Genomic DNA, 12,647 nt, shown 5'->3' with positions numbered 1-12,647 from the left:
TCTTGAAGCTCACCTCGTTCGGCGGTGCTGGCACCGTCACCGGCTCCAAGCACCTGCTGAGCCACAACGGGAAACACATCCTGGTCGACTGTGGCCTGTTCCAAGGCCTCAAGAATCTGCGCGAGCTGAACTGGGAGCCGTTGCCGATCGCGCCGAAGGAACTCGACGCGGTGGTGTTGACGCATGCGCATCTCGACCACTCCGGTTATCTGCCAAGACTCGTGCGCGATGGCTTTCGCGGACGCATCTACGCCACCGCCGCAACCCGCGACGTGGCCGAATTGATCCTCAAGGACAGCGGCCATCTGCAGGAAAAGGATGCCGAGTACGCCAATCGCAAGGGTTTCAGCAAGCACAAGCCCGCCCTGCCGCTGTATACCGTGCAGGATGCCGAGCGCGCGCTCAAGCAGTTCTCCAATGTGCCGTTCGGCAAGCCGGCCCCGCTTCCCGACGGTGCGACGCTGACGTTCCGCTACGCCGGGCATATCCTGGGTGCCGCTACGGCGGAGATCGACTGGGGCGGCAAGCGCATCGTGTTCTCGGGTGACCTCGGCCGCTACGACGACCCGATGCTGTTCGATCCGCAGCCCGTGACCGAAGCCGATTATGTGGTGATCGAGTCCACCTACGGCAACCGGACCCATGCCCCGAGCGATGCCGCCGAAGCACTCGGGGCCGTCATCGAGACAACGGTCGGCCGCGGCGGCACGGTTGTCATTCCCGCGTTCGCGGTGGGCCGCGCACAATTGCTGCTCTATTACCTCTGGAAGCTGCGCCAGGCCGGGCGCCTGGGTTCGGTGCCCATCTATCTGGACAGTCCGATGGCGATCAACGCCAGCGAGCTGCTCTGCGATCACCTCGCCGACCACCGCCTGCCCGCCGAGATCTGTCATGCCGCCTGCGGGATCGCCACGTATACCCGCGAGGTCGAGGAATCCAAGCAGATCACCGCCAGCCGATTCCCCAAGGTCGTCATCTCGGCCAGCGGCATGGCGACCGGCGGCCGCGTGCTGCACCACCTCGCGGCGTTCGCGCCCAAGCGCGAGAACACGATCCTGTTCTCCGGCTACCAGGCCGCAGGAACGCGCGGCCAGGCGATGCTGCAAGGCACACGCGAAATCAGGATTCACGGTCAATGGGTGCCGGTCAATGCGCAGGTCGCCAACCTGCCGGAATTGTCCGCGCACGCCGATGCCAACGAGCTGATGCGCTGGCTCTCCGGTTTTCGGCACGCGCCTTCGCGGATCTTCGTCGTGCATGGCGAACCGGAGGCCTCCGAGGCACTGCGCGTACGCATCGACAAGGAGAACGGCTGGCCTGTCTCGGTGCCGCGCTTCGGGCAGGTGTTCGAACTATGAACGCGCGTGATGCCCAGGTGGCCGATTCGCCGCCGACGCTACGCGCTCGGCGCCTGGGGCTTTATGCCCAACACCAGTCGATTGCGGTCATGCGCACGGATTGCCACGTGTGCCGCGCCGAGGGACTCGCCTCACGATCGCAGGTGTTGCTTTCGGCCGGTGGGCGACAGGTGCAGGCAGTGCTCTATCAGGCCGATGGCGATCTGGTTGCGCCAGGCGAAGCCGCACTCTCCGAATCCGCCTGGGAACGGCTGGGCGTCGCCGAGGGCGCCCCCATTGAGGTCTCCCATGCCCCCGCCCTGGACTCCTTGGCCAGCGTTCGACGGCGGATCTATGGCCATCGGCTCGATGCGGCCGCGCTGCAAGCCGTCGTCGCGGACGTGACGGCGGGACGCTACACGGACGTGCATCTAGCCGCGTTCCTGACGGCCAGTGCGGCCCTGCCGCTGGACGAACAGGAAACGGTCGATCTGACCGCCGCGATGATCGATGCCGGGGAGCGCCTGACGTGGAACGCTCCGGTGGTGGTGGACAAGCACTGCATCGGCGGACTGCCAGGCAACCGGACCACGCCGATCGTCGTCGCCATCGTGGCAGCCCACGGCCTGGTGATGCCCAAGACCTCATCGCGCGCGATCACGTCGCCGGCGGGCACCGCCGACACCATGGAAACATTGGCGCCTGTGGATCTTGACCTGGCCACCATGCGGCGCGTCGTGGATCAGGAAGGCGGCTGCATCGCCTGGGGCGGTGCTGTGCATCTCAGTCCCGCCGACGACATCTTCGTTCGCGTGGAACGGGAACTGGACGTGGACACCGAGGGGCAATTGATCGCCTCCGTGCTGTCCAAGAAGATCGCGGCGGGCTCCAATCACGTCGTGCTCGATATCCCGGTCGGGCCGACCGCCAAGGTCCGCACGGAGGAAGCCGCAGATCGGCTGGGCGACCGCCTGATCGCGGTCGCCGCGCACTTCGGGTTGGCCGCGACGTGCATCCGCACCGACGGCAGCCAGCCGGTGGGCCGAGGGATCGGCCCCGCCCTCGAAGCGCACGATATTCTCGCCGTCCTTCAGAACAAACCCGATGCGCCCGGCGATCTGCGGCACCGGGCCGCAGTGCTCGCCGGCGCCGCGCTCGAAATCGGCGGCGCGGCAGAGCCAGGAGCAGGCTATGCGCTGGCCTTGGCCACCTTGGCTGACGGTCAGGCCTGGACGAAGTTCCAGCGGATCTGCCAGGCGCAGGGCGGCATGCGCGAGCCGCCCAGGGCCTTGCACATCCGGCCCCTGACTGCGGCGCGTGCTGGGAGGATCGTCCAGATCAACAACCGCAAGATTGCCCAGCTCGCTAAGTTGGCCGGTGCGCCCGAGGCCAAGGCCGCCGGCGTCACCATGGAGGTCATGCTGGGAGCTGACGTCGGCATCGGACAGCCGCTGCTTCAGTTGCACGCCGACACCGCGGGTGAACTGGCCTATGCCATGGAATATGCGTCCCGGAACCCGGACATCATCGAAATCGCGACTTGAGACGTCGCGGCAGTATCTCCATTGGAGGCCAAGATGCGCCCACGTGAAACCCGGACTCGTTCAGCGAAGCGCGCTGCGGGCAGATCCAGAAGCGAAAGGGCTGTTCACGCATCACCCGTGGCAGCCGTGCCGTCGGTGTCGACAGATCATTCCGCCGAACAAGCGCTTGCAGGTTCTGCCGTGTACGACTTCGCTCAGGCAGTGGGCTACTCGCGTGACGTGTTCGAGCGCGCGGTGCTGTTCTGGGACACACTGCGCCAGCGGGCCGACGAAATGATCGCCCACGAGCGCGCGGGCAAGCCTCCGCTGCTGGACTTCGACTACGAAACGCTGCTCGATGCCCGGCGCTTCGAGCATCCGGCCAACTACGCGCTCCTTCGCATCACGCGGGCCGGGGACCACTGCATCGAAGACTGCCTGGATGCCTCCAGGCCGCCCGTGGTGGTCGTCGATCCGCGTGCCGGACATGGCCCAGGCATCGGCGGCTTCAAGACCGACTCCGAAGTCGGTATCGCGCTGCATCGCGGCCATGCCGTTTACTTCGTCTCGTTTTATCCTGAACCATGTCCCGGCCAGACGCTCGCGGACGTGTTGCAGGCGCTGCGGCGCTTCGTGGAGGAAGTGGCGAGGCGCCATCCCGGCCAGCCTCCTGTGCTGTACGGCAACTGCCAGGCGGGTTGGGCACTCACGCTGCTCGCGGCGGACTGCCAGGGCCTGAGCGGGCCAGTCGTGCTCAACGGATCGCCGCTGTCCTACTGGGCGGGCGCCGCGGGTATGAACCCGATGCGGCTCGCCGGAGGATTCGTGGGCGGCGTGTGGATGACCCATCTGCTCGCGGATCTGGGCAATGGTCGTTTCGACGGCGCCTGGCTCATCCAGAACTTCGAGAATCTCAAGCCGGAAGGCGTGTGGGAGAAGTACGCCAACCTCTTCGCGCATGTGGATACCGAGCGTGATCGCTTCCTCCAGTTCGAGCGCTGGTGGAATGCCTGGTACTTCATGAGCCGCGAAGAGATCGTCGCCATTGTCGAGAACCTGTTCATCGGCAACCGTCTCGAGGAAGGCAAGCTGCGGATCGACGAGCACTGCGCCGTCGACCTGAAGCGCATCCGCAACCCGCTGGTGGTCTTCGCCTCCTACGGTGACAACATCACGCCGCCTCACCAGGCACTGGGCTGGATTCCCGTGGTCTATCCCGACACGGACGCGCTCAAGCAGGCGGATCAGCGCATCGTCTACCTGACCAACCCGCATGTTGGTCATCTGGGGATCTTCGTCTCCGCGAAGGTCGCCCGCTTCGAGCATCGGGCCATCCTGGAGACCCTGGCGGACGTCGAGGCATTGGCCCCGGGCCTCTACGAGATGAAGATCGACAGCCCCACCGGCGACTCGGATTGCGCGCGGTCGCAGTACACCGTCCGTTTCGAGGAGCGACAGGTCGAGGACCTGCGGTTCGATGTCCCTAATGCAGCGTTCGAGAAAGTGCGAGGGATGTCGGAGACGAACGAATTGTTCTACAAGACGTTCGTGAGTCCCGTCTTGAGCGCCATGAGCAATCCCTGGAGCGCCTCGGCGCTGGAATGGCTGCATCCGATGCGCACCAGCCGCTACCTGCTTTCGGAGGCCTTCAGCCCTTGGATGCACGCCGTCGCGGCCCTGGCGCCCCTGATCAGGAAGGAGCGGACGCCATTGCCCGCGGACAACCCCTTCGCGGCGCAGGAGCAGGCGGTGATCGCGCAGGTTACCCAGGCCATCGAAGATGGGCGCAAGCATCGCGACGAGGCGATGGAATGGTGGTTCGCGCTTGTGTTCGGCGCCATGCCGAGAAGGCTCGGCGCGGCCTGACGATTCGTGGTCGCGGCTTGGTTGCGTAGTGGATCGGCGGATGAAGGCTTAGGCGCCAGTCGTCACAAGTGACCGGAGCGCGAGATCGCCAGAACCAGGCGTAGCGACAGCAATAGGGCCAGCAAATACGCGACGACCGCGAACAACGGCATGTCGCCCCAGATGCGAGGCCCAATGCTGTGCTGCATCAAGAGCGATCCAGCAAGGTAAAGCCCCAGCGTGATCAACGCGACCGACAGTCTGTTGCCGGTCCGGCTGATGTTGGCCTGCAATGCCTCAAGCCCCCGGTGGTACATGGTCAGGCTCGGCCTGCCATCATCCACCATCGCCGACCTGAGCAGTTCCGATGCGATCGTCGACAAGCTGTCGGCCGTGCGCGCAGCACGCTCGGCCACCGGCCGCCGGCTGCGGGCCGCCTCCTTGCTCAACGAAGCGGCAAGGGTTTCGCGGTGGAGCTCGAAACTTCCCAGCAGGTTGAACTCCGGATCGAGCTGGCGAATCGTGTTCTCGACCAGGAACAGTGTTCGGATCAGGACCAGCAGATGCCGGGGCAGCCGGAAACGCTCTCCTCCGCCCAGGCGTGAGATCCGCCACACCATCTCGGCCAGCGACCACTCGGTGACGGGCAGGCTCTCCAGTTTGTCGAGAATCTCGCCGATGGCGCGCGTGTACTCGCGACGGTCCACGGGTGCAACGATGAAACCCAGAAGAAGCGCCGAATCCAGCACCTCGTCCGCATCCGCATAGGGCACGGCAGCGATCATGCGTGCGAGTGCCAGCCGCGCCTTTGGATCTAGGTATCCGATCGAGCCGAAGTCATGAAGGCACAGTCGCCCATCCGCCATCGCGAACAGGTTTCCTGGATGTGGGTCGGCGTGGTACACGCCGCGAACGAACAAGAGGTGCAGATAGGCATTGAACAACTGATCGGCAATGGCGCGCCCTCGGTCGCTTCCGGCGAAGTCGGTGACGACGCCGCCGCTGCTGTATTCCTGAACTAGTACGTTAGGCGAGACATAGGGCTCGACGACGCGGGGCATCATGACGCCTGGCAGCCCCGCGATTGCTGACTGCAAACGCCGCATATTCCGCGCTTCGTGATCCAGATCGATTTCTGCAAGCAACTGCATGCCGAGTTCGTCGATCAGCGCCAGCGGCTGTTGCCGCCTGAGCTGCGGCCACACAGGAAGCAAAATCCTCACCAGCAAGCGCAGCAGCAGAAGATCGGTCTTGACCTGGGAGACGACACCGGGGCGGCGAACCTTGACCACGGCCTCTTGCCCGTCGTGCGTACGGGCTCGATGAACCTGGGCCACGGACGCTGCAGCAAAGGGAATTGCATCGAACCGTGCGAACAGCGTTGCCGCCGGTTGGCCGAACGCATCTTTGATGGCAGCTTCGGCAAGCTGCGACGAGAACGGCGGCACCCGGTTATGCAAGTCCTCCAGCACCACGCGGTACGCGTCGGGCAGCATGTCGCGACGCAAGCTCAAGCCTTGACCGAGCTTCACGAAAGTCGTGCCCAGCCCCTCCAGCGTCTCGCGCAAACGCTCCGCCAGCACCGATTGCGTGGTCTTCCGCAGGCGCCACCATGCCAAACCGAATCCAAGGGCAGCGACCACAATCTGAATGCCACGACGCAACGATGAGATTCGGGGTGGACGCATATGACCTTCGATTTCGTGTTCGATGGCCTGATGCGGGTTGCATTCCAGGCCCTCCTACGATGGCACCACCCCGCCATCTCCCCAACCCCAAACGCATCTACGTCAGAACCACAAGCGCAGGCCGACCACCCAGCGGTTGTCGGTTCGGGAATGACCGCTGAGCCTGCGCAGGTCGGACGTCTCGCCGAAGCTCCATTCGCGCTCGAACCCGATATAGGGCGCGAACTGCCGCGTGATCTCGTAGCGCAATCGCACACCTCCTTCTACCGTGCTCAAGCCTGACCCGATGACTTCCGCCGGATCGGACTGCCCGAACCAGTTGGCTTCGACACCCCAGCTTGCGATCAGCCGGTTGGTGAACAGCATGTCGTACTCGGCCTCGACGATCGCCGCCGTCTTGCCGCCTTCTGCGACGTAACCCGTTGCGGAAACCTCGAACTTATAGGGCGCCAGCCCCTGAACGCCGAACGCGGCCCAGGTGCGCGGCGTTCCGCCTCCGCCGAAGTCACCGAAATCCCGGCGCACGCCCACCACGGCATCCCACCAGGGATGGATCGCGCGTCCGTACATCGCCTCCACCCGCGCGCGCTGCAGGTTCTCGTCCAGGGCGTGCCCCTTGGTCCTCAGCCAGAGGCGGTTGATGTCGCTACCGACCCAGCCGATTCCCTCCCAGGCGATCTCCCTGCCTTCATCCGTGTTCGCCCCTTCCAGCTGATCCATGAGCCAGAAGGAGTTCAGGCTGGTTCCATGCTTGTGGTAGTCCTTCAGCGTCGGAAATGCCGCCAGGCGATCGGCATCCGTGACGGCGGGGATGGGTTCGCGTGGCGAGTCGAGCACCCCCATCCGGGAATGATCCATCTGCGAATGGTCGACCTGCGGACGATCATGCTGCGAATGATCCATCTGCGAGTGGTCGACCTGTGGGCGACCATGCTGTCCATGATCCATCTGCGAGTGGTCCATGCCGGCATTGGGAGACTGCGCTGCCGTCGCGTCCTCTTCCTGCTGGTTCGCAGTCGGACTCGACGGGACAGGCTGGCCATGACCGGCGTGCTGCGCGTGGGCGCCGACAGGAGGGAGCAGCAATGCTGCGGCCAGCGCAGCCCACCGCATCGATGTTCTCACGCTCGTCATTCTTCGACCCTCACTTCCCGGAACATCCCGGATTCCATGTGGAAGAAGAGATGGCAGTGGTAGGCCCAGCGACCGAGCGCGTCGGCGCGCACCCGGTAGCTGCGCTTCGTGCCCGGCGGCATGTCGATGGTGTGCTTGCGCAAGTGGAAGTTGCCCTGTTCGTCCTCAAGGTCGCTCCACAGGCCATGCAGATGGATCGGATGCGACATCATGGTGTCGTTCACCAGCACGATGCGCATGCGTTCGCCGTAGTTGAGGCGCAGCGGCTCGGCGTCGGCGAACTTGATCCCATCGAACGACCAGGCAAAGCGCTCCATGTGGCCGGTCAGGTGCAGCTCCACCGTGCGCCCCGGCTCGCGACCGTCGGGGTCCTCGAACAGGCTCTTCAGGTCGGCATACGTCGCCACCTTGCGGCCGTTGCCGCGCAGACCGATCCCAGGATCGGACAGTCGCGGCTCCGGCGCCATGGTCTGCATGTCCACAAGGGGATTGCCTGTTTCGCTGGCCGGATGAGTCTGCATCTGCATGCCGCCGCCTTCATGCGCGGAGTGCGCGCCTGGTGCGGCCGGAACGCCGTGCCCGGCATGCGGATCGGCGGCCACGGCCGCCGCTCCGTGGCCCGCGTGGGGGTCCGGCGCCGGCGCGGCGCCATGCCCGGCATGCGGATCGGCCGATGCGGCCGCCAGTCCGGAATGGGCACCGTGGCCGCCATGCCCCATGTCGGCCATGGTCAGCAGCGGCCGCGGATCCACCGCCGGTACCGGAGCACGCAAGCCCTCGCGGACCGCAAGCGTGCCACTGACGTAGCCGGTGCGCGCGGAGTCTTGGGCGAAGATCGTGAAGGCGTCCTGCCCGGTAGGCTCGACGATCACGTCGAAGGTTTCGGCAGTGGCGATGCGCAGCTCGTCCACCGTCAGCGGGTGGACGTACTGGCCGTCGACCTCGACGACCGTCATCTTCAGGCCCGGGATGCGGACGTCGAAGTAGGTCATCGCCGCACCGTTGATGAAACGCAGGCGCACCTTCTCACCGGCACGGAAAAGTCCCGTCCAGTTGCCCAGCGACGTGGTCCCGTTTATCAGGTAGGTGTAGGTATGCGCGTTGACGTCGGACAGGTCGGTCGGCGTCATGCGCATGCGTCCCCATGCCTCGCGATCGCTTAGCGTCGCGCTCAAGCCGTCCCGGCGCACGTCGCGGAAGAAGTCGCCCACCGTACGCTGGTAGTAATTGTCGTACTCCGACAGCTTCTTCAGCCGGGCGAACAGGCGCGCCGGGTCCATGTCGGTCCAATCGGACAGGAAGACCACGTAGTCTCGATCGTAGGAGAACGGAGGCGGATCGATGGGGTCGATGATCAGCGGCCCGTACATGCCGCCCTGTTCCTGGAACCCCGAATGACTGTGGTACCAGTAGGTTCCGCTCTGGCGGACATCGAACTCGTACAGGTAGCTCTCGCCGCGATTGATGCCGTCGAAGCTGAAGCCGGGAACCCCATCCATGTTGGCGGGCAGCAGGATGCCGTGCCAGTGGATCGACGTCGCGTCGCCGTGGATCGAACCGGGGGGAAGGTCGTTCCGGGCCCTGAGCTGCACCCGCGTGCCTTCGTGCCAGCGCAGGATCGGTGCAGGCACCGAGCCGTTGACGGTGATGGCGGGCCGCGTCTTGCCCGTGTAGTTGACCAGGGTCTCGCTTATGCTCAGGTCGAACTGCGTTCCCGACAGGACTTCGAGCTGGTCAGGGGAGCGGAGCGCCCAGCTCTGCTTCGGCCAAAGTCCCAGGCCCAGCACTGCGCCTCCCGCTGCCAATCCTTGAACGAACTGCCTTCGAGACAGCAGCAGCTGCTCGGCGGCGTTCGTGCCTGAAAGTCTGGATCGCATGCATGACCTCCTATGATCGCTATGGGCTGACATCGAGCCCGCCTGGCCCATCGCCACGATCCGGGCGCCGGCCACGCGCGCCGGAGAAAGCGCCAGCGTGGTGAGAAACGCGGGTCAGCGTGCGCATGACAAGCCACGTGACGGTGGCCGGAATGCCTGCCAGATGGGCCGCACAGGATCCATGCAACGGCCGGGGTTGAACGCAAGGCGTGGTGCTCGCGTCACGGTGACCAGCCTAGGAGGGGGTCACTTTCGGCGGGATGACCCATCCATTACATTCCCGTCATTTCATGGTCATTCGCCCTTGCCAGAGGCCTCGATGCTTGGGCGGTTGCGCCTTACCCCCGCTGGGCCTTGCGCTTGCCGACACCACGGTCGTCGACCGCGCCGCGTCGGCGCTTGGGTTCTTTCGCCGCCGCCGCAGACGGCTGTTCGAGATCGGCCAGGATCGGGCAATCGGGACGGTCGTCCCCCGAGCAGCATGTCGCCAGCTGCTGGAGTGTCGCTGCCATCTCTTGCATGTCGGCGATCCGCCGCTGCAGATCCTCGATGTGGTCCAGGGCGATACGCTTGACGTCGGCGCTGCGCCGGCGGCGGTTGCGCCAGAGCTGCAACAGGCCATCGATCTCGGCGACGGAGAATCCCAGATCCCTCGCGCGCCGGACGAAGCGCAGCACGTGGACGTCCTTTTCGGTGTAATCCCGGTAGCCTGCGTGTGTGCGGCCAGCCGGCGGAATCAACCCGATCTGCTCGTAGTAGCGGATCATCTTGGCCGATACACCCGAGGCCTTCGCCGCGTCACCGATGTTCACGTCATTCTCCTTTCGGTCCCAAGCCCGCCGCCCCGAAACTCGCCGAAGCGGCGGCACCCCTCGAAGCCGGCAGTTGGCCAGCCGACGCGGCCGTCGTCGGCGGTTGGAATCGCCGTAACCTGAGTGCGTTGCCGAGGACGAAGACGCTCGACAACGCCATGGCGCCTGCCGCGAAGACCGGCGAGAGCAAGACGCCGTACGCCGGATACAGCACACCCGCGGCAACCGGGATCAGGGCCGCGTTGTAGGCGAACGCCCAGAACAGGTTCTGCCGGATGTTGCGGATCGTCCTCTTCGACAGCGCGATGGCGTTGGGCACGCCCTTGAGGCTGCCCGACATCAGCACCACGTCGGCCGCCTCGATCGCGATATCGGTGCCCGTGCCGATGGCGATGCCCACCTCGGCCTCCGCCAAGGCCGGCGCATCGTTGATGCCATCGCCCACGAACACCAGATGGCCATGCAAGGCCCTGAGCCTGCGCACCGACTCCACCTTGCCCTCCGGCAGCACCTCGGCGACCACCTCGTCGATGCCCAGATGGCGGGCGATGGCCTCGGCCGTGCGCCGGTTGTCGCCGGTGATCATGGCCACCTTGAGACCCAACACGTGGAGCGCGGCGATGGCCTCGGGGGTTGTGTCCTTGATCGGATCGGCCACGGCGATGACGGCCGCGAGCTTGCCGCCGATCGCTGCGTAGAGCGGCGATTTGCCCTCGTCGCCCACCCGTTGCGCGTTGCCGGCGAAGGCGGTCACATCCAGCCCCAGCCGGTGCATGTAGCGGTCGGCACCGATCTGGACACCCAATCCGTCCACCTTGGCCTCGACGCCGTACCCGGTCTCGGACCTGAAGCCGGCGACCTCCGGCAAGACCAGGCCTTCGGCTTGGGCGGCCTCCACGATGGCGCGGCCGACCGGGTGTTCCGACATCGCCTCGACGGCCGCGATCCGCGCCAGCACCTGCGCCCGGTCGAAGCCCTCGGCGAGTTCCAGATCGGTGAGCACCGGCCGGCCTTCGGTCAGCGTACCGGTCTTGTCCAGCGCGACGACCTTGGCATCCTTGAGCAACTGCAAGGCCTCGCCCTTGCGGAACAACACGCCCATTTCCGCGCCGCGCCCGGTGCCGACCATGATCGAGGTGGGCGTGGCCAGCCCCATCGCGCAGGGACAGGCGATGATCAGCACGGCGACGGCGTTGACCAGCGCGAACGTCAGCGCCGGTGAGGGGCCGAAGGCGAGCCAGAGCAGGAATGTCAGCAGCGCCACGCCGATCACGGCCGGGACGAACCACGACGTCACCTGGTCGACCAGAGCCTGGATGGGTAGCTTGGAGCCCTGTGCTTCCTCGACCATGCGGATGATCCGGGAGAGCACCGTGGACTCGCCCACTGCGGTCGCGCGGAACGCCAGCGCGCCGTTCTGGTTGACCGTGCCGCCGACCACCGCGCTGCCGGCGGTCTTCGCCACCGGCACCGGCTCGCCCGTGATCATGGACTCATCGACGTAGCTGTCGCCCTCGATCACCTCGCCGTCGACCGGTACACGTTCGCCGGGCCGCACTTCGACGGTATCCCCCGGCGCCACCTCGCCGAGAGCGATCTCGGCCGTCTGCCCGTCACGGCGCACGCGCGCGGTCCGCGCCTGCAACCCGACCAGCCGCTGGATCGCCTGGGAGGCGCGCCCTCTGGCCCGCGCTTCCAGGGACCGGCCGATGAGAATCAGGGTGACGATGACGGCCGCCGCCTCGTAGTAGACGTTGACCGCCTGCGCGGGCAACAGCGCGGGCGTGAAGGTCGCGACCAGCGAGTAGGCGTAAGCGGCCAAGGTGCCGACCGCCACCAGCGAGTTCATGTCCGGCGCCAGGCGCAACAGCGCGGGGAAACCCTGCTGATAGAAGCGCCGGCCTGGCCCGAGGATCACCAGCGTCGTCAGCGCGAACTGGATGATCCAGTTCCACTGCATGCCGATGGTGCGCACGATCAGGTGATGCAGGCCGGGAACGAGGTGCGAGCCCATCTCCAGCGCGACGACCGGCAAGGTCAGCGCAATGGACACGACCACCGCGCGTTTCAGTGCCGCCTGCTCGGCCTCCTTGCGGGCTGCGTCATCGGCCTCGCGCAAGGCCGCCCGGTCGATCGGCCGTGCCGCATACCCTGCGTCGTCGATGGCCTGGATCAGCAGTGGGGAGTCCGCGCCGCCTTCCACGACTGCGCGCTCCGTCGCCAGATTGACGCGCGCCGCCATCACGCCAGGGACGGCGCGCAAGGCGCGCTCCACACGTCCGACACAGGACGCGCAGGTCATGCCCTCGATGGCGAGTTCGGTCTTCCGCACAGCGTTCGTTCGCAGGGAGGCGCTTGGGGCAACGGAATCCATGGTGTTCATCTCGCCGGTGCAATGGTCAGTAAACAAGTCTTCGGGTTCCTACGGTGG

Annotated in this window: 8 protein-coding genes; 3 read left to right on the top strand and 5 right to left on the bottom strand. The window is 65.9% G+C overall.

Annotated features, from left to right (window positions below; all coding sequences use genetic code 11):
- The first annotated feature begins 2 nt into the window (after positions 1 to 2).
- From ACGHX3_RS09500 to ACGHX3_RS09490, 3 genes are all read left to right on the top strand, one after another.
- Positions 3 to 1,358: an MBL fold metallo-hydrolase RNA specificity domain-containing protein gene (locus tag ACGHX3_RS09500; protein WP_081420139.1), complete on the top strand. Its 1,356-nt coding sequence runs from the start codon at positions 3 to 5 to the stop codon at positions 1,356 to 1,358.
- Positions 1,355 to 2,881, top strand: coding sequence for a thymidine phosphorylase family protein (locus ACGHX3_RS09495; protein WP_054665550.1), 1,527 nt, complete (start codon positions 1,355 to 1,357; stop codon positions 2,879 to 2,881). Before ACGHX3_RS09500 ends, ACGHX3_RS09495 begins: the two co-directional genes overlap by 4 nt.
- A gap of 117 nt (positions 2,882 to 2,998) precedes the next feature.
- Positions 2,999 to 4,726, top strand: coding sequence for a DUF3141 domain-containing protein (locus tag ACGHX3_RS09490; protein ID WP_081420138.1), 1,728 nt, complete (start codon positions 2,999 to 3,001; stop codon positions 4,724 to 4,726).
- A gap of 62 nt (positions 4,727 to 4,788) precedes the next feature.
- On the opposite strand, the gene ACGHX3_RS09485 is transcribed toward ACGHX3_RS09490, so the two are convergent.
- The 5 genes from ACGHX3_RS09485 to ACGHX3_RS09465 all read right to left on the bottom strand — a co-directional run bounded on the left by ACGHX3_RS09485 (position 4,789) and on the right by ACGHX3_RS09465 (position 12,590).
- Entirely contained in the window at positions 4,789 to 6,369 is a 1,581-nt protein-coding gene (locus ACGHX3_RS09485) for an ABC1 kinase family protein (protein ID WP_394694819.1), read from the bottom strand.
- Between the two features lie 126 nt (positions 6,370 to 6,495).
- Positions 6,496 to 7,506, bottom strand: a complete 1,011-nt coding sequence (locus ACGHX3_RS09480) for a copper resistance protein B (RefSeq protein WP_155944465.1) — start codon at positions 7,504 to 7,506, stop codon at positions 6,496 to 6,498.
- Positions 7,507 to 7,523: 17 nt separating this feature from the next.
- A complete protein-coding gene (locus ACGHX3_RS09475) occupies positions 7,524 to 9,404 on the bottom strand; it encodes a copper resistance system multicopper oxidase (protein ID WP_394697267.1) in 1,881 nt (626 codons plus the stop codon).
- Positions 9,405 to 9,742: 338 nt separating this feature from the next.
- Positions 9,743 to 10,216, bottom strand: a complete 474-nt coding sequence (gene cueR / locus ACGHX3_RS09470) for a Cu(I)-responsive transcriptional regulator (RefSeq protein WP_054665540.1) — start codon at positions 10,214 to 10,216, stop codon at positions 9,743 to 9,745.
- Position 10,217: 1 nt separating this feature from the next.
- Positions 10,218 to 12,590: a heavy metal translocating P-type ATPase gene (locus ACGHX3_RS09465; RefSeq protein ID WP_287998941.1), complete on the bottom strand. Its 2,373-nt coding sequence runs from the start codon at positions 12,588 to 12,590 to the stop codon at positions 10,218 to 10,220.
- Between the last annotated feature and the right edge of the window lie 57 nt (positions 12,591 to 12,647).

Origin of the sequence: Pseudoxanthomonas japonensis (genome assembly GCF_043632995.1) — a bacterium.
Lineage (GTDB): Bacteria > Pseudomonadota > Gammaproteobacteria > Xanthomonadales > Xanthomonadaceae > Pseudoxanthomonas_A > Pseudoxanthomonas_A japonensis.
This window is presented reverse-complemented; position numbering and strand designations above follow the sequence as displayed.

Excerpts from the sequence above, each read along its gene's own strand:
- ACGHX3_RS09480 (WP_155944465.1), bottom strand. The coding sequence starts at position 7,506 with ATGCGGTGGGCTGCGCTGGCCGCAGCATTGCTGCTCCCTCCTGTCGGC.
- ACGHX3_RS09495 (WP_054665550.1), top strand. The coding sequence starts at position 1,355 with ATGAACGCGCGTGATGCCCAGGTGGCCGATTCGCCGCCGACGCTACGC.
- ACGHX3_RS09475 (WP_394697267.1), bottom strand. The coding sequence starts at position 9,404 with ATGCGATCCAGACTTTCAGGCACGAACGCCGCCGAGCAGCTGCTGCTG.
- ACGHX3_RS09465 (WP_287998941.1), bottom strand. The coding sequence starts at position 12,590 with ATGGATTCCGTTGCCCCAAGCGCCTCCCTGCGAACGAACGCTGTGCGG.